Here is a 16,237-nt window from a genome sequence, read left to right on the forward strand (position 1 = left end):
TGAAGGCGGAGCCCCAAATTTATGAACTTCGCAAGTCTCGCCGAATATCAAAACCATTTCGCCAAAGCCGGAAAATCGCTCTACGTCGAAAACCTGATCGGTAATACGCCTTTACTGGCGGTTCACTTCAAGTATCGGGACGAGCGACGGACGATCTTCGCCAAGGCCGAACATCTGAATCTTTCGGGTTCGATCAAAGACCGGATGGCGTTGCACATTCTGAAGGAAGCGTATCGCACCGAACAGATCAAGAAAGGCGACACGATCGCCGAAGCGACTTCGGGAAATACCGGCATTGCGTTCGCCGCGATCGGGCACGCGTTTGGAAATCCGGTCCGCATCTATATGCCGAACTGGATGAGCGCCGAGCGCATCTCGCTGATCAAATCGTACGGCGCCGAGGTCGTCCTCGTCAGTCACGAGGAAGGCGGATTCTTGGGGAGCATCGCGATGTGCGATCGGTTCGCCGACGAACACGGCGGCATCTTTTTGTCGCACCAGTTTTCGAACGAGGCGAATCCGCAGGCGCATTACGAAACGACCGGGCCGGAGATCTGGATGCAGCTCGCCGAGATCGGGCTCAAGCCGGATGCGTTCGTCGCCGGTGTCGGGACCGGTGGCACGATAATGGGCGTCGCTCGGTTTATGCGCGAGAAGGATCCGGCGATCAAGCTCCATCCGCTGGAGCCACTGGAGTCGCCGACGATGACTACCGGATGCAAGGTCGGAAGCCATCGGATTCAGGGCATCTCGGACGAATTCATCCCGGCGATCGTCGATCTTGCGTCGCTCGACGAGATAGTCACCGTCTCGGACGGCGATTCGATCATTATGGCCCAGCGCCTCGCGACCGAACTCGGCCTCGGCGTTGGAATCTCATCAGGAGCAAACTTCATCGGCGCATTGATGGCGCTCGAAAAACTCGGCCCTGGCGCGGTCGTGACGACCGTTTTCTGCGACGACAACAAGAAATATCTGAGCACCGACCTCGTCAAACCGCAACCGGTGAAAGAAGGCTACTACTCGCCGGACATCGAGCTGTTCGGCTACCAGACGATCGGACGGCTGAACTCGTGAGTTGGCCGTCGGAAGTAGGCGGTGAGCGGTCAGAACCGGGAGCGGTTAGACCGTATCAAAAAAACCAATGTTTGTTGACTACTCCTGGATTTGCTCGTTTTGGTCATCGAAGACGGCAATAGCATGTCCGCGGGCGAGAGACTGCGCTGATCGGAGCTATTTGTCTTTAGCAGCTATTAAAACGGACTTCTTTAGGCGGAATAAATGATCATACAGTCTCTGCTGATTCAGTTGTGCTATTTTTGCCGTACGGTTTGGTTATGAATGTTATTGAACGAATCACAATCAATTGTGAAATTTGCCATGGCAAGCCGACTATTCGCGGACTACGTTATCCGGTTGAAATGATTCTCGAGCTTCTGAGTTCAGGCATGACGGTTGAGGAGATATTGGCGGAATATGAAGTCCTTGAACGCGATGACATTCTTGCCGCGTTGGCGTTTGCCACGAGATTGAGTCAGGTTAAGCGCGTTGAACTCGCAGCATGAGATTTCTGGTCGATGCCCAACCGCCCAAACGACTCGCAACGCGCCTCATCGAACTAGGCTACGACGCGGTTCACACTTTGGACCTGCCGCTCGGAAATCGGACGCCCGACAGTCTCATCTCAGAAATCTCGATCAATGAAGAGCGAGTTGTAATCACGAAGGATTCGGATTTCGTGGACTCGTATTTGCTTGCGAAAAAGCCCAAGCGACTATTGTTGATCTCGACCGGCAACATTCGAAATTCCGAGCTTGAGTTCCTGTTTCTGATGAACATTCAGCGACTCACGAATGCATTTAACGATGGATTTGAATTTATAGAACTTAGTCAAACGGCGATCGTGATTCATTCATAAGTATTGGCCTGAACACCTCAGACGAGAAGAAGTTCAACTCAACGACGCGGTTGCCTCCTTCCTTGAAAGTCCTTTACCCGATGTCGGGAAATTCTCCCGCTTGTATCGCACGAGGCAAGGAGTCAAAGTCTGGCTAAAATCACAAAAGACATTTCGCCAAAGTTTTTTTCCTTGCATTAATCCGGAGTGACACTTTAGTATCACGAAATGAGAACCGGACTCGTTACGACTCTAAATCGGAAGGCCCGGGAACTCCTCGCGGATCTTAAGAAGGACCGGGAGCCGATTCTTATCACTCAGCATGGTCTTCCGAGCGCGATCTGCGCCATGGCGTTGATCACGTTTCTTGGCTGTGTCGCGGGTCAACCAAACGGCACGCCCGCAAATATACAGAATGCGACTCCCGGGAACAGCGTCTCGGGTACCATTGCAACGCCGGAGCGGACTCCTCCGGCCGAGACCAAAAATCACGTGAGAGATCCCGAACTTGAGTCAAACAAGGAGAAATGGAGAGCCAAAGGCATTTCCGATTATGACTTTGTCGCGAGTTTCTACAAGCCCGGCACCTACCGCTGGGCCGAACCGGTATTGATAAAGGTCCGTAACGGCACCGCAATTTCGTTCGAATGCATGGACGTTAAGTTCAAGGAAAACAATGAGTCCTGCGAAGGTTGGATGGACGGTTATTACCAGATAGACACAGTTGAGAAGATGTTTGATTACGCCCAGACTGCGTTTGACGAGGAAGCGTATATTGATGAGATCAAGTACGACGGCGAACTTGGCTATCCGAAATTGATATGGGTGAATTTTATGCAACGCGGGGTCGATCAAAGCCGAAAGCTGATTGTCCGAAAGTTTGAGATTCAGCCAAAAAGGCCTTGACGATTGAGGCTCGTGGCAGCTCGGGATGATTCCGAATCAATCTCAACGACTACCCAAGAAGTGAACCCTTGCCAACATGAATTTCGTAACAAAGTAACTCTGACTTTCGAATCAAATCTCGTATGAAAACCAAATTCGCACTTCTTCTCGCGTTGTTTTCCGTTTTTGCTTTCCAGTCTGCCTTGGCGCAGTCGAACCGGCCTTCCGAAAAGGAGATTCGGACCAAGGTGGACGAATATATGAAGGCCGCGGTTGAGTTCGAGCGTTTCAGCGGGTCGATCCTGATCGCGCGGGACGGCAAGCCGATCGTCAGCAAGGGCTATGGTCTCGCCAGCGTCGAGTTCGACGCCTCGAACACTCCCGATACGGTTTTTCGACTCGCCTCGGTGACGAAACAATTCACCGCGACCGCGATAATGATGCTTCAGGAGCGCGGGAAGCTGAATGTCAACGATCCGGCGTGCAACTATCTTGCAAACTGTCCCGACCCGTGGCGATCGATCACGATCCGTCAGCTTCTGACGATGACCCACGCGATTCCCGGGGTCAACGCGACGGAATTGGGACCGCTTCGCGGATTTCCGGTCCCTTGGGATCAGTGGATTGAAGCGACCGGCAAGAAACCGCTCGATTTCACGCCGGGGGAAAAGTTCAAGTACTCGAATTCGGGTTACACGCTGCTCGGGTTCATCATCGAGCGCGTTTCGGGAAAATCGTACGGAGAGTTTCTGCAAGAGAACATTTTTGCGCCGCTCGGAATGACGCGTACGGGCTATGAAGAACCGGTCCGCATCGTCAAAAACCGCGCGACCGGTTACAGACAGATGCCCGGAAATCCGATACTCGCGTTGCCGTATCGGGAGATCATCAGAATGTACGCGGCCGGCGGAATCTTTTCGACGACCGAAGATCTGCTTCGTTGGGACCAGGCGCTTTACACCGAAAAACTGCTGACGAAAAAGTCGATCGAAGAGATGTTCACCTCGTTCAGAGATATGTACCCGGGCAAAAGCTACGCTTACGGATGGTGGACGAGCCGGAAATTCGGGCGTCGGGAGGTCGGGCACGGCGGGAACGCGACGGGTTTTATCACTTACATCGCGCGGTTTCCGGAGGATCGGGTGACGGTCATCGTCCTCAGCAACAACGAGCGCGGTTCGGCGGGAAAGATCAGCAATGTCCTCGCTGCAATCGCTTTCGGCGCAAAGTACGAAATCCCTAAAGAACGAAAGGCCGTCGCCGTTGCTTCATCGGTGATCGACAAATACGTTGGGCAATACGAATTTCAATATCCGCCGACGACATACACGATCACTAACGAAAACGGAAAGCTGATGCTGCTTGAGCCGGGATTTCCGAAAGACGAGATGTTCGCCGAATCGGAGACCGAATTCTTTTCCAGGACCTTCGATGTCCAGATCAAATTCGTCCTCGATTCGAACGGAACAGTCACCGGCGTCAAGGTCAATCAGGGCGACAGCACGCTTTATGAAGTAATGGAAGGACGGAAGAAGTGATCGACCTTTGAAGTTCGTTGTTAGAAAAATATTCGGGATTTGAACGTTTCGCCGAAATGAACCAGAATTGATGGCCAGAAAGCAAAGCAAACGATTTCTCAAAAAAGCTCTAAGACGAAGGGAGGCTCAACTCAACGATGCCGTCGTCCCCTTCGTTTATGGCTTTGATTTCAGCATTGAGCCCGATCTCGTACCCCCCGAAACGCCAGAGGCCAAAAGGCAGTTCCTGTTGCTCAGGCGACTGAAAGGCTTTGTTCACGATTTTCTTTGGGTTCGGATGCGCACGGATTCCAGGCGGATTGGAAAATATCCGTATCTCGACTTTCTCTAGTTCGACGGCGTAAAAGTCGACGACCGCAGTATTGAGCTGGTCGGGGATATGGTTTGGTGAGTCTTTTGCTGGTTGGTTACTTTCACACGCTTTCGAATCGATCAGGTCTTGGTCGATCCGACCACGCAACCTTTGCGCGTTGCACGTGGTGATATAATCTGCGCCATGTTCGGAATCTTGAAGAAGTGGATGAAATCTGAAAGTCCGGAGCCGCAGTTTGTTATCGCGACGATCAACGGTCGGATTCAGCCGCTGCATCGGGGCGAGATCTTTGAAGATCCGCTTGATGTGGCGCTTTCGGGACTCGGAGAAGTGACCGGAGGCGGATCGATGTGCTCGAAATCGGGAGAGATCGAATTCTGCGACGTTGAAATCCAAGTCAAAAGCACGAACGACGAAACGATCAACCTGATCAAGTCGACGCTTGAGAACATCGGCGCACCAAAGGGGTCGAAACTGACAATTGAAGGATCTGATTCGGTTATTGAGTTCGGAACCCTGGAAGGTCTTGCCATCTATCTGAACGGTACCGATCTTGACGAAGAGGTCTATGCCAACACTGATTCGAATCACGTTTACAGCGAGCTCGATCGTTTGACAGAAGGCGTCGCGAGCGTTTTCAGTTACTGGCAGGGTGAAACCGAAACTGCTTTCTATCTTTACGGCAATTCCTTCTCGGAAATGAGATCGAGGATCACCGATCTGGTCGAAAGTTATCCGCTTTGCCAGAAATGCAGAATTGAACAAATTGCGTAAGACCGGGGACGGAGCAAAAAGCCACTCAGGAACGATCACCCAAACTTGACAACCCCATAAGAAAAAGTGAACCTCTCGATAATCGTGAGTGAGAAAATCAGACCGACAATAATGAAATTCGGCGGCACGAGCGTGCAGGACGCGGACGCGTTTTCGCGCGTGGCTGAGATAGTGACCGGTGAACGCGAAAATTCGCCTGTTGTCGTAACCTCGGCGATGTCAAAGGTCACTGACGCGCTTCTCGCCGCATTCGACCTCGCCAAGCGCGGTGCGGTTGAGGATGCCGTCCTGTCGTTTGAACCGCATTTGGAAAGACACCGCGACGTGGCGAGGCAACTTCTCGATGATGTTGGCCAGAGGCTCTTCCGTGTCGAGCTCGATTTCGCCGAAAAAGAACTCGCCGATCTGCTGATGCGCGTCACGCGGCGTTCGCTTCCGCTGGCGATGCTCAAGGACGCGATTGTTTCCTACGGCGAGCAACTGTCGTCGCGTCTGCTCGCGCTTGTCTGCGCGGGCGCCGGCTTGAACGCGCGGCACGTCGATTCACGGCGCCTGATCGTTACCGACGAGGAATACGGCGCGGCGACTCCGATCTGGTCCGAAACCGAAAATCTCATCAGGCTTGAACTTGAAAATGCAATCGCCGCGGGCGAGGTTCCGGTGATGGGCGGATTCATCGCCGCCAGCCGGAGCGGTGAAACGACGACTCTAGGGCGCGGCGGATCGGATTATTCGGCGGCGCTTGTTGGAGCAGCGCTCGGAGCGCGCGAGATCCAGATCTGGACCGATGTCACGGGCGTGCTCACGAGCGATCCGCGAATCTGCCCGACGGCGCGGACGCTGAAAACATTGTCGTATGATGAAGCCGCCGAGCTCGCATATTTCGGCGCCAAGGTCCTGCATCCGAAAACGATCCAGCCGGCGGTCGATCTCCAGATTCCGGTCCGTGTCTGCAACTCGCATCAGCCCGAAGAACGCGGCACGATGATCCTGCCGCAGACCGAAACGACGCCGCGCAAGGTCAAATCGATCGCCTACAAAAAGGGCATCACAATTCTGCGCATTTCATCGGCGCGGATGCTCGGCGCGTTCGGTTTTATGAGCGCGATCTTTCAGATATTCGAACGCCACCGGACTGTGATCGACGTCGTGACGACATCGGAGGTTTCGGTTTCGCTAACGCTCGACAACACGGACTCGCTCGACGCGGTAGTCAAGGATCTCGAACGGATCGGCAAGGTTGAGGTCGAACCCAACAATGCCGTCGTTTGCGTCGTCGGCTTCGGCCTCCGCGGCGCCTCGGGCGTCGCCGCGCAGATCTTCGACGCGATCACGGATTACAACATCTCACTCATCTCCCACGGCGCCTCGAGCGTCAACCTGACGTTCGTCGTCAAAGAGGAAGTCGTGACGGAAGTGGTCAAGCGACTGCATGACGAGTTTTTCGGGGCTTGAGAAGGGAAAGGATGGGTATTGCGAAAAACAGTATCAAACGCCGCCCAACACATCCGGGCGAAATGCTTCGGGAAGATTTCCTTCCGGATCATGGATTGTCGGTCAGCGGCCTGGCTGATGCAATTGGGGTCTCGCGACAAACGGTCAATGAACTGCTTCGCGAACGCCGCGCGGTAAGTCCGAAAATGGCGTTGCGTTTATCACGCCTTTTTGGAAACAGTCCCGAATTTTGGCTGAACGCGCAGCGCGCCGTTGACCTGTGGGAAGCAAGCGAGGCGATCGGAAGCGACGTCGAGAGAATTCAACCGCTTTGGGCGGCGTAGTCTTTTTGATCTTTGTTCGCGTGAGCATCGTGAAATATGAACTGTATGACCTAGAGGATTCTATTGCTGAATATTTGAATCTTGGGGCTGAAATATCAGTAAGTTACGAATCAGAAATTGAGTACGAATAAAGCGCATAATAACTGCATCAACTCGGACTGGCAATTCCGCTGCGCTCCATTGTCAGCCGGTTATGCAGGACGTTGTGCCTTTGCTCTTTGAAATCGAACGGCGTTTTGCCTTGCAGAGAAAACTGAATTGTTTTATTCTACGTGTACAATACGTATAAGCAAACGGAGCAAGGCAAAATGCAAAAGAAATTAACAATTACCGTTGACGAGCTGGTTTATGAGGGACTTCACCGCGTAATCGGGCAGGGCAAAATCAGTCAATTCATTGAATCGCTGGTTCGCCCGCACGTTGTCAAACCCAGTCTTGAGTCTGCTTATCGGGAAATGGCTTTGGACGAAGCGCGTGAAACTGAAGCTCTTGAGTGGAGCGAAGCAACTATAGGAGACGTGGCCGATGAAACGCGGTGAAGTTTGGTGGGTGAAGTTCAACACGCCTTCGGTTGGCGGCGAGATTGAAAAGCAGCGTCCCGCCGTAATTGTCAGTAATGATGCGGCAAACAAATACTTGAACCGTGTCCAAGTCGTTCCGCTGACGACGAACATCGACAAGCTTTATCCAAGCGAAGCATATGTGATGATCGGCGGAAAACAGAGCAAGGCGATTGCCGACCAGCTAACAACCGTCAGTAAATTGCGCTTGAAGAACTTGGAAGGCAAGTTGTCGGCCGCAGACCTGCAAAAAGTCGAGCAAGCCATCAGAACACAACTTGATTTGTAGCAACGGACGGCATAACAATTCAATGGACGCGAGGGCGGAACAGCGACGCTTGTCTTTTAACACTCGGCGGGCTAGGCGGCGGTTTCGCCCGACGCCATCTCAATCGTTATGCGGAGGAGATTATGTCTGAGTGGTTTCGGAACACCGCCTGGAACGAGGCCATCGAGAGCGCCTTTCACGACAGGCTACATCGCGCGGGAGGAGTAGCTCCGTATTCAGGCGTGCACCCTGCAAGCGCGCGCGTCCAGAGCTCGATCTCCGCCGATCGCTGGCCGAACCGCGTCTTCGTAGTGCGCGGTCAGAATGAGACCGCCCGAACTGCGGTCGTGCTTCTTTGGAAAGCCTGGGATTGGTTGGAAACCGATCGCAAGTATCCTACGCAACAAGCTTTCTCTTCCGAGCGGCTTTCTCGTGAGTTTCGTCTTTCCGCGGTCGGCCGCCTTTTGCGCCGTTGAGCCTCGCCGCTTTCGCCTTTGAATCAGACGAAACACACCCGCCTTTGCGCCCGAGTTCGGCCATCCAGGTCTTTGTGCCGAAAATACCGTTCAACAACCCGACCAGCCGATAGTGCGCGTCGAGATCCTCCCAGTGAATCGCGGTGCCTTGCGGGGTGATCGATACCTTCGCAATCTCGTCGGTTGAAGCTGATTCAAGTTCGCGGATGAAGTGCGGCGGGAAGCCGAATACGCATCCGTTCGTTAGTTTTATTACAATGAGGTTCTGTTCCGGGTCGAAAACCGCGCTCGACGCTCTTGCCGCCGAGTCGAGGAATTTCCGTCCGCGCTTCGTGGCCAATTCGAGACTCTTCGAGACAGCGTCGTCCGACAGTGTCCAGTTACCGTTTTTCTTGTCCATGGATTTTCCTCCACTTTGAAAGAAAGTGGTCTTGCAATTCGTAGCAAATCTCGAGCGCTCGCATCGCGTCCCTTGTCCTCATTCCCCGGTTCTCCCGAAAATCCGGCGGCTCATTTTCGTTGCCGAGTTCGATTACCACTTCTTCACCGCCCTTGATCACGTGTATATGTGAAGGCACGTGGTCATCCGGATAAATAATGAATCTGAACCCCTCCTGTTCCAATACCTTCGGCATTCAGTCCCCTTTTTGTTTTCAATGTGAGTTAAACCCAAACGGTTGGGTTACTGAGAATGAGTATATGCTCGGTGGTGATCAAATGTAAATCAGCGCGTATGGGATTAGGCGAAATCAGCGAAAATTCATCGTCGCCACCGAATTCCTTTCGCGTTACTTCGAGTTTTTGGTGGTTAGACAAAAATCCATGGCGGCAATGTCGCGCAAAATGACACGAACAAAAACCGTAAAACACAAATCGGTGATCGGCACCAATTTTCGGCGATACATTTTCCGCATTCGGCGCATTCTTTTTGTGCAAGTTGGTACGCCCGTGATTTGCGGCAATTCGTTCAATGCCACCGAAAGGGTTTAGAATGTTCGCGATGAAGATGTTTTTCGTGGCGATGGTGATGTCGATCGTTGGTCTTATCGGGAATGTAACCGCGCAGCAGCCGGCGATCGAGCCGGGCGTTCCGCTGGCGTTGGCGAAATGGCGCGCGGCGAATTATTCGAACGTCAGTTATGCGCTCAACATTGCGCTCGAAAAGGGCGCGCCGCTGATGACGGGAACGGTCGAGGTTTCGGTCGATCTTACCGACGAAGGCGCGAGATATCCGCTCGTACTCGATTGGCGGACGACGCCGTTCGCAAACGACAAGGATCAGCCGTTTGCGAATGTCGTGGAGGTTAACGGCCGGAACGCTGAGGCTTTTTCGCGCGATGCGCTCGAGTCCGGGACGCTTGCGCTCCAGTCGGAACACATCTTAATCCCGAAGAGTCTGCTCAAAGTCGGGACAAACAGGATCAAAATCGAATTCGCCTCGCCGATCAAAACCAGCGGTGCGGCGGTGACGCGTTATATCGACAAACAGGACGGCGGTGAGTACGTCTATTCGCTCTTTGTCCCGTCCGACGCGAGCATGGCGTTTCCGGTTTTCGATCAGCCCGATCTGAAAGCGCGGTTCCGGCTGATCGTTGAATTGATCAACACTCGATGGCTTGTTGTCAGTAACACTCCTTCCCAAATGACAATCGGAACAAGTTCGCGAATTATCCATTATTTTGAAGAAACCAAACCGATCAGCACTTACGTTTTCGCCTTCGCCGCGGGTGATTTCGCAAAGGTTTCCGATCCCTCGAATCCCAAATCCCAAATCCCAGATCCCAAATCGGGAGACCTCTTCGTCCGTCGATCGCAGGCGGAGAAATTCAAACCGCACGCTGCCGAGGTGTTCCGTCTCAATCGCGAAGCGGTCAGCTATCTTGAAGACTATTTCGACTACAAATTCCCGTTCCCAAAGTATGACCTTGTCCTGATTCCCGAATTTCCGTTCGGCGGAATGGAGCACGCCGGTGCGACGTTTTTGCGCGAGTCCTCGATCATATTTCCGTCAGAGCCGACTAAGAACGATCTCGTCGCGCGCGCCAGCCTGATCTTTCACGAAGCCGGGCATCAATGGTTCGGCGACACAGTGACGATGAAATGGTTCGACGATCTCTGGTTGAAAGAAGGCTTTGCGACGTTTATGGCATACAAGGCGATGGCCAAAGTAATGCCGGAGTACAACTCGTGGAAGATCTTCTACGAGCGAACCAAACAGGGCGCTTACCAGACCGATTCGACCAAAGGTACGACACCGATCTATCAGGAAATCAACAATCTGAGCGCCGCGAAATCCGCTTACGGCGCGATCGTCTACAACAAAGCTCCGGCGTTCTTGAAGCAGGCGGAGTTTTATCTCGGCGAGGAAAAGTTCAGGACCGCGGTTCGGGCGTTTTTGAAAAAGCATGAGTTTCGAAACGCTACGTGGATGGATCTTGTAGCCGAATTTGAATCGGCCGCCGGTAAGGAGTTTTCCGAAAACAGCGGGATCCGCGTAAGCGAATGGGCGCAGAAATGGGTGACCCAACGCGGTCTGCCGATCGTGCGTGTAAAGAATGGAGAGGTGCGTGAGTATCGCCTTGCCGACGACATCGCCAAAAATGGCGGAGGACTTCACGACACTTCGGAAAACTACTGGTTCGAGCAAACCGATTCAACCTTGGAAGAGAAGCTTTGGAATCTGCGAGTGCGGGTCCTCCTGCGCTTTGCAAAACGACCGGATGGCATCGAAGACGCGACCATCCGGCAGGCTCGCGATTATCCATTCGCCTCGTATTGGGTTATCACCGGCGGAAAATTCAACCCAAACACGGAAACTCCGGCATTCATTTTTCCAAATTATCAGGATTTCGGCTACGGTATCTTTCTGCTCGACGACCAGAGCCGCGATTACGTAATCAATAACATCAGGCTTGAAAAGGACGATTTCCTGCGCGCAATGATGTGGGGAGCGCTGTGGGATTCAGTCCGCGAAGCCGAACTCGATCCGAAGGATTATGTCGAATTGGTCATCACGAACATCGCCTTAGAATCGGATGAGAGCACGATCCAGACATTGGTCGGCCGCGTCGGAACGGCGATGAATCTGTATCTCTCTCAAGCGTCCGCCAAGGTGAACGTGAACGAGCGACGCCTCGAGGCCGCAATTCTCGAACGGCTTGCAAACGCCAAAACGATGGGTCAGCGGATCACGTTCTACCGAGCGCTTTTGAATCTCGGCTCGAGCGCGAACGCCCAGCAAGTAATGAAGGAAATCCTCGCCGGACGATCCAAGGTTGCGCGGTTCGAGCTTCGAACGAAGGACAAATTCGACATCGTAACGCGCTTGATAATCCTCGGCGACAAAGATGCGCTGACGCTTTTGAAGGGTCTCGAAAAGACGGAAACATCCGACGATGCCCGCCGTTACGCATACGCGGCCCGCGCGGGAATCGCGACCGCGGAAAACAAGGCCAAGTATTGGAACGATTTCGTCAACAATAAAGAAATTTCCGAGAGCTGGATCGAAGCGGCGTTCGCGGTATTCAACAATCCGCGTCACGCCGGACTGACCGCGCCATATCTTGAACGCGCGCTGGCGGAACTTCCGAATCTGAAGCGGACTCGCAAGATATTTTTCGTCAACGGCTGGCTCGGTTCGTTCATCGGCGGCCAGCGCGACGAGAAATCGCTCTTGATCGTCAACAAATTCCTCGATGACAATCCGAAACTCGACAAAGACCTCCGTTTGAAGATCCTGGAAAATGCAGACGGACTCGAACGAGCGGCCAAGATCCGGGCGAAGTTCGCTCGATAGTTGGCGCACTTGGATGAGATCACGCTTTCGGAACCAGATCGGACGGTGTTCCCGCAAAGGCGCGAAGGCGCGAAAGTATCCGTCGTTGATACGCGATCAGTCACCTTACCGTTCCTCCTTTGCGTCTTGACGACTTTGCGGGAGCACACTCTTGGTTCATTCGGCAAGACCATTTGACTACTCGTTTGAGCCCGAATTTGATCAGCTCAACATTGAAGTTGATCAGAAGGCCAAGCTTGAAATCCGTCAGAACCAAATAAGTTCGTAATTGCTTCGCGTGAACCGGCGCGAGCGACTCGATCGACTTTACTTCGACGATCAGTTTTCGATTCACGATCAAGTCGGCGCGAAATCCGACCTTCATGCGGAATTCGTCCCAAATCACTGGAACGCCTCGCTGTCGTACAATATGACAACCGCGTTTTTGCAATTCATAAGCAAGGACGGTTTCGTAAACTGATTCGAAAAGTCCCGGGCCAAGTGTGGAATGTATTTTGAACGCCGAATCAACGACGATTCGGGCAGTTTCGTTTTCTGTCATGAGGTTACCTCGGAGTTTGGATTTGCGAGATTCAATCGCTGTGAGCGATTGAATAAATTCAAATCCGGAAAAGGCGCGAAAGCGCAAACGGATCCCGTCTTTGGCTAGCGGTCGTTAACAATCCTTTCTTCGCGCCTTCGCGCCTTTGCGGGAACACCAATTTCTGAGTTTTCAGACCTCAACACCATCTATCGACGCAACTTCCGCGCAATCTTGACACAAAAGTAAAGATTTGAGATTCTTAGACTTGAAAAGTTGAGACACTGATGGATCGGGTTAAGAAGTAATGAAGATTTCGGCACAGGAAGAATACGGGCTGCGATGCTTGTTGCAGTTGGCGTTTCTTAAGGACGGAGACAGTTTGACGCTGCCGCAAATCGCGGATCGCGAGGGAATTTCGACCGCTAACGCCGGAAAGTTGATGTGGATACTCAACAAGGCGGGCTTTGTCCAGGCGACGCGCGGGACGAAAGGCGGATATTCGCTTTCGCGGCCTGCGAACGAGATCTATCTGAATCAAGTGATCAAGGTCCTCGAAGAAGACGAGATCCACGCCCATTGCGAAAGCTATAAAGGCGTTCTCGAAACCTGTGTCCACAAAGGCGATTGCGGAATTCGGCCGGTGATCATCGGAATTCACGAGATCGTGCAGAATGCGCTTTCACGAATCACCCTCGAGCAGCTCGTCGGAAGCGAAGAGAACGTCGATGCGATGTTTCATCAGATCCAGGGAATCCACCGCACCATCGAACCGCACTTGAGCCGCCAATAGGAAGCAGTAAAGATATGTCATCAACCGCAACATTGGAACATCTCGCAAACCGTGAATATAAGTACGGTTTTGTGACCGATATCGAAACCGAGACGATCCCGAAAGGGTTGACCGAGGACACGGTCAGGCTCATCAGCGAGAAAAAGAACGAGCCCGAATGGATGCTCGAATTTCGGCTCAAGGCTTTTCGCCACTGGCTGACGATGAAAGAGCCCGCGACGTGGGCCAACTTTGATTATCCGCGGATCGATTTTCAAAACATAACTTATTACGCGGCGCCAAAGCAGAAAGCGAAAAAGCAGAGCCTTGACGAAGTCGATCCGGAACTTTTGAAGACCTTCGAAAAGCTCGGGATTCCGCTGACAGAACAGAAGATGCTCGCGAACGTCGCGGTCGATGCGGTCTTCGATTCGGTTTCGGTTGCCACGACCTACAAGGAAAAACTCAAGAAAGCCGGCGTGATCTTTATGCCTTTTTCGGAAGCGCTGATCGAACATCCGGATCTGATCAAGAAGTATCTCGGCTCGGTCGTTCCGACCGGCGACAATTTTTACGCCGCCTTGAATTCGGCGGTTTTCTCCGACGGTTCGTTCGTTTTCATCCCGAAAGGCGTCCGTTGCCCGATGGAACTTTCGACATATTTCCGCATCAACACGCAGGAATCGGGTCAGTTTGAAAGGACGCTGATCGTTGCGGAAGAAGGTGCTTACGTCGCATATAATGAAGGTTGCCATCCGGCCGGCGAACGCGTTCTGACCGCCGACGGCTGGCGTAACATTGAGGGCATTAAGGCCGGCGATCAGGTTTACGACCATAACGGAAAACTTCAAAAGGTCCGCGCCGCGATGGTTCGCAACTTCAAGGGCGAAATGATAACCGTCCGTCCGATGTCCCGATACAACGCTTTCAAGCTGACTCCGGAACATCCGGTTTACGCAATCAAGCGAAAGGACGTTCTCAAACCGCGCAAGCCGAGAAACGGTTGGTTGCCCGAGGTCGAAACGACGAAACTCTTGAGCGCGACGCCGGCATTTATCAAGGCCGACGAACTTGAAAAAGGCGACTTTGTGCTTGTTCCGAAGCTTCAGCGACCCGAATCGGGGAAGTTCAATGACGACGAGCTTGAACTTCTTGGCTACTATTTGGCCGAAGGATCGACTTGTTTCAACAAGCTGAACAAGCAATTCGTCAACTCATTCGCGTTTGGATTGGCCGAAGAGCAACTGATCGATCGGACGAAGCAATTGATCGAGAAACTCTCGGGCAAACGCGCATATGTCGTCAAGAACGAAGCGCGAAACGGAGCCAACGTTCAGTTTTACTCGTCTGAGTTTTCTGATTGGTTCACCCTGCATTGCGGAAAGTATGCGTCCGAAAAGTCGCTGAGCGGTGAGTTGATGAACGTTTCGCCTCGACAGGCAAAAGTTCTTCTTGAAGCCTACCTCGCCGGCGACGGCAATGTTTGCGACCGCAACGGTTCGACGATGGTCAGGTTTTGCACCGTCTCGGAAAAGCTTGCCCAACAGGTCCAGATGCTTCTCAACAAGCTTGATATTCAGGCTTGGATTCAAGTCCGCGAAGGCGGCGAGGCGGTATTTTCGAAAAACCAGCCGGAACGAATAATCAATCGCAAACCGCTGTATCAGGTCGGCTACACCGCCGACAAGAAATGGGATATGGTTCGCGAAACCGAAACGCATTTCATAGTTCCGGTTCGCGAGGTCGTCCGCGAACAATATGACGATCTCGTGTTCAACATCGATGTCGACGAGACGCACAGTTACCTGGTCAAGGGATTCGCCGTTCACAACTGTACGGCCCCCCAGTTCGACACCAATCAGCTTCACGCGGCGGTCGTCGAACTCGTTGCGCTCGACGATGCCGAGATCAAGTATTCGACGGTTCAGAACTGGTACGCGGGCGATGCCGAAGGCAAGGGCGGGATCTACAACTTCGTGACCAAGCGCGGCGCTTGCCGCGGCGTCAATTCAAAGATCTCGTGGACGCAGGTCGAAACCGGTTCGGCGATCACCTGGAAGTATCCGTCGGTTATCCTGCAGGGCGACAATTCGATCGGCGAGTTCTATTCGGTCGCGCTGACGAACAACGCGCAAATCGCCGACACCGGAACGAAGATGATCCATCTCGGCAAGAACACGAAATCGACGATCATTTCGAAGGGGATCTCCGCCGGAAAATCGAACAATTCCTATCGCGGATTGGTCAAGGTGATGCCCAAGGCCGACGGCGCGCGCAATTACACGCAGTGCGATTCGATGCTGATCGGCGGCAAATGCGAGGCGAACACGTTTCCGTACATCGAGGTTCAAAACAGTACAGCCCGCGTCGAACATGAGGCGACCACCTCGAAGATCAGCGAAGAACAGCTTTTCTATTTGCAGCAGCGAGGGATTTCGCAGGAAGACGCGATCTCGCTGATCATCAATGGTTTCTGCAAAGAGGTCTTCCGCGAACTTCCGATGGAATACGCGGTCGAAGCGACAAAGCTTTTGGGATTGAAACTCGAAGGCAGCGTCGGTTGATTTTCTGTAGCGAGGCCGAGCAGTTTCGGCCTCGCGCACATTTTGTTCTTTGACAACTTCGTTTCTTATCTTGACAAAAAAGTAAAGATTTTGTTA

At 52.9% G+C, this 16,237-nt stretch carries 16 protein-coding genes and 1 pseudogene; 13 read left to right on the forward strand and 4 right to left on the reverse strand.

The window, feature by feature from the left end:
• Positions 1 to 21 precede the first annotated feature (21 nt).
• The 5 genes and pseudogenes from IPN69_06695 to IPN69_06715 all read left to right on the forward strand — a co-directional run bounded on the left by IPN69_06695 (position 22) and on the right by IPN69_06715 (position 4,320).
• Positions 22 to 1,077: a cysteine synthase family protein gene (locus IPN69_06695; GenBank protein ID MBK8810410.1), complete on the forward strand. Its 1,056-nt coding sequence runs from the start codon at positions 22 to 24 to the stop codon at positions 1,075 to 1,077.
• A gap of 254 nt (positions 1,078 to 1,331) precedes the next feature.
• The gene (locus tag IPN69_06700; protein MBK8810411.1) at positions 1,332 to 1,565 is read left to right on the forward strand and encodes a DUF433 domain-containing protein; all 234 of its coding nucleotides are present in this window, start codon (positions 1,332 to 1,334) and stop codon (positions 1,563 to 1,565) included.
• Positions 1,562 to 1,918, forward strand: coding sequence for a DUF5615 family PIN-like protein (locus IPN69_06705; protein ID MBK8810412.1), 357 nt, complete (start codon positions 1,562 to 1,564; stop codon positions 1,916 to 1,918). Before IPN69_06700 ends, IPN69_06705 begins: the two co-directional genes overlap by 4 nt.
• A 207-nt stretch (positions 1,919 to 2,125) precedes the next feature.
• Positions 2,126 to 2,236 (forward strand): annotated as a pseudogene (locus IPN69_06710) (type II toxin-antitoxin system prevent-host-death family antitoxin).
• A 689-nt stretch (positions 2,237 to 2,925) separates the two neighbouring features.
• Positions 2,926 to 4,320: a serine hydrolase gene (locus tag IPN69_06715; protein ID MBK8810413.1), complete on the forward strand. Its 1,395-nt coding sequence runs from the start codon at positions 2,926 to 2,928 to the stop codon at positions 4,318 to 4,320.
• A gap of 109 nt (positions 4,321 to 4,429) precedes the next feature.
• Here the strand turns inward: IPN69_06715 and IPN69_06720 are convergent, their stop codons facing one another.
• Positions 4,430 to 4,780, reverse strand: a complete 351-nt coding sequence (locus IPN69_06720) for a hypothetical protein (protein ID MBK8810414.1) — start codon at positions 4,778 to 4,780, stop codon at positions 4,430 to 4,432.
• 60 nt (positions 4,781 to 4,840) lie between these two features.
• Here IPN69_06720 and IPN69_06725 point away from each other — a divergent pair, with 60 nt between their 5' ends.
• The 5 genes from IPN69_06725 to IPN69_06745 all read left to right on the forward strand — a co-directional run bounded on the left by IPN69_06725 (position 4,841) and on the right by IPN69_06745 (position 8,034).
• Positions 4,841 to 5,407 (forward strand): hypothetical protein, encoded by a 567-nt coding sequence (locus IPN69_06725; GenBank protein ID MBK8810415.1) that lies wholly within the window; start codon positions 4,841 to 4,843, stop codon positions 5,405 to 5,407.
• Between the two features lie 111 nt (positions 5,408 to 5,518).
• Positions 5,519 to 6,862: a lysine-sensitive aspartokinase 3 gene (gene lysC / locus IPN69_06730; protein MBK8810416.1), complete on the forward strand. Its 1,344-nt coding sequence runs from the start codon at positions 5,519 to 5,521 to the stop codon at positions 6,860 to 6,862.
• Positions 6,863 to 6,873: 11 nt separating this feature from the next.
• Positions 6,874 to 7,185 (forward strand): HigA family addiction module antidote protein, encoded by a 312-nt coding sequence (locus IPN69_06735; protein ID MBK8810417.1) that lies wholly within the window; start codon positions 6,874 to 6,876, stop codon positions 7,183 to 7,185.
• 308 nt (positions 7,186 to 7,493) lie between these two features.
• Positions 7,494 to 7,724, forward strand: coding sequence for an addiction module antitoxin (locus tag IPN69_06740; protein ID MBK8810418.1), 231 nt, complete (start codon positions 7,494 to 7,496; stop codon positions 7,722 to 7,724).
• Positions 7,711 to 8,034: a type II toxin-antitoxin system PemK/MazF family toxin gene (locus tag IPN69_06745; GenBank protein ID MBK8810419.1), complete on the forward strand. Its 324-nt coding sequence runs from the start codon at positions 7,711 to 7,713 to the stop codon at positions 8,032 to 8,034. Before IPN69_06740 ends, IPN69_06745 begins: the two co-directional genes overlap by 14 nt.
• A 375-nt stretch (positions 8,035 to 8,409) precedes the next feature.
• Here the strand turns inward: IPN69_06745 and IPN69_06750 are convergent, their stop codons facing one another.
• Both IPN69_06750 and IPN69_06755 read right to left on the reverse strand, forming a co-directional pair.
• Positions 8,410 to 8,889, reverse strand: a complete 480-nt coding sequence (locus tag IPN69_06750; GenBank protein ID MBK8810420.1) for a DUF2442 domain-containing protein — start codon at positions 8,887 to 8,889, stop codon at positions 8,410 to 8,412.
• Complete coding sequence (locus tag IPN69_06755; GenBank protein ID MBK8810421.1) at positions 8,870 to 9,124, reverse strand: DUF4160 domain-containing protein; 255 nt, start codon at positions 9,122 to 9,124, stop codon at positions 8,870 to 8,872. Before IPN69_06755 ends, IPN69_06750 begins: the two co-directional genes overlap by 20 nt.
• A gap of 335 nt (positions 9,125 to 9,459) precedes the next feature.
• Here IPN69_06755 and IPN69_06760 point away from each other — a divergent pair, with 335 nt between their 5' ends.
• Positions 9,460 to 12,285, forward strand: a complete 2,826-nt coding sequence (locus tag IPN69_06760; GenBank protein MBK8810422.1) for an ERAP1-like C-terminal domain-containing protein — start codon at positions 9,460 to 9,462, stop codon at positions 12,283 to 12,285.
• Positions 12,286 to 12,385: 100 nt separating this feature from the next.
• On the opposite strand, the gene IPN69_06765 is transcribed toward IPN69_06760, so the two are convergent.
• Positions 12,386 to 12,826 (reverse strand): GxxExxY protein, encoded by a 441-nt coding sequence (locus tag IPN69_06765; GenBank protein MBK8810423.1) that lies wholly within the window; start codon positions 12,824 to 12,826, stop codon positions 12,386 to 12,388.
• 286 nt (positions 12,827 to 13,112) lie between these two features.
• Between IPN69_06765 and IPN69_06770 the strand changes: the two genes are divergently transcribed.
• Entirely contained in the window at positions 13,113 to 13,598 is a 486-nt protein-coding gene (locus IPN69_06770) for an Rrf2 family transcriptional regulator (GenBank protein ID MBK8810424.1), read from the forward strand.
• Positions 13,599 to 13,612: 14 nt separating this feature from the next.
• Positions 13,613 to 16,141 carry a SufD family Fe-S cluster assembly protein gene (locus tag IPN69_06775; protein ID MBK8810425.1) on the forward strand — a complete coding sequence of 843 codons (2,529 nt, stop codon included), beginning with the start codon at positions 13,613 to 13,615 and terminating at the stop codon, positions 16,139 to 16,141.
• Positions 16,142 to 16,237 lie beyond the last annotated feature (96 nt).

This window comes from Acidobacteriota bacterium (assembly GCA_016715115.1).
Classification (GTDB): domain Bacteria; phylum Acidobacteriota; class Blastocatellia; order Pyrinomonadales; family Pyrinomonadaceae; genus JAFDVJ01.

What these genes read in the sequence shown, in the direction of transcription:
- IPN69_06695 (MBK8810410.1), top strand. Translation starts at nt 22, where the DNA reads ATGAACTTCGCAAGTCTCGCCGAATATCAAAACCATTTCGCCAAAGCC.
- IPN69_06705 (MBK8810412.1), top strand. Translation starts at nt 1,562, where the DNA reads ATGAGATTTCTGGTCGATGCCCAACCGCCCAAACGACTCGCAACGCGC.
- IPN69_06715 (MBK8810413.1), top strand. Translation starts at nt 2,926, where the DNA reads ATGAAAACCAAATTCGCACTTCTTCTCGCGTTGTTTTCCGTTTTTGCT.
- IPN69_06725 (MBK8810415.1), top strand. Translation starts at nt 4,841, where the DNA reads ATGAAATCTGAAAGTCCGGAGCCGCAGTTTGTTATCGCGACGATCAAC.
- lysC (MBK8810416.1), top strand. Translation starts at nt 5,519, where the DNA reads ATGAAATTCGGCGGCACGAGCGTGCAGGACGCGGACGCGTTTTCGCGC.
- IPN69_06735 (MBK8810417.1), top strand. Translation starts at nt 6,874, where the DNA reads ATGGGTATTGCGAAAAACAGTATCAAACGCCGCCCAACACATCCGGGC.
- IPN69_06740 (MBK8810418.1), top strand. Translation starts at nt 7,494, where the DNA reads ATGCAAAAGAAATTAACAATTACCGTTGACGAGCTGGTTTATGAGGGA.
- IPN69_06745 (MBK8810419.1), top strand. Translation starts at nt 7,711, where the DNA reads ATGAAACGCGGTGAAGTTTGGTGGGTGAAGTTCAACACGCCTTCGGTT.
- IPN69_06750 (MBK8810420.1), bottom strand. Translation starts at nt 8,889, where the DNA reads ATGGACAAGAAAAACGGTAACTGGACACTGTCGGACGACGCTGTCTCG.
- IPN69_06755 (MBK8810421.1), bottom strand. Translation starts at nt 9,124, where the DNA reads ATGCCGAAGGTATTGGAACAGGAGGGGTTCAGATTCATTATTTATCCG.
- IPN69_06760 (MBK8810422.1), top strand. Translation starts at nt 9,460, where the DNA reads ATGCCACCGAAAGGGTTTAGAATGTTCGCGATGAAGATGTTTTTCGTG.
- IPN69_06765 (MBK8810423.1), bottom strand. Translation starts at nt 12,826, where the DNA reads ATGACAGAAAACGAAACTGCCCGAATCGTCGTTGATTCGGCGTTCAAA.
- IPN69_06770 (MBK8810424.1), top strand. Translation starts at nt 13,113, where the DNA reads ATGAAGATTTCGGCACAGGAAGAATACGGGCTGCGATGCTTGTTGCAG.
- IPN69_06775 (MBK8810425.1), top strand. Translation starts at nt 13,613, where the DNA reads ATGTCATCAACCGCAACATTGGAACATCTCGCAAACCGTGAATATAAG.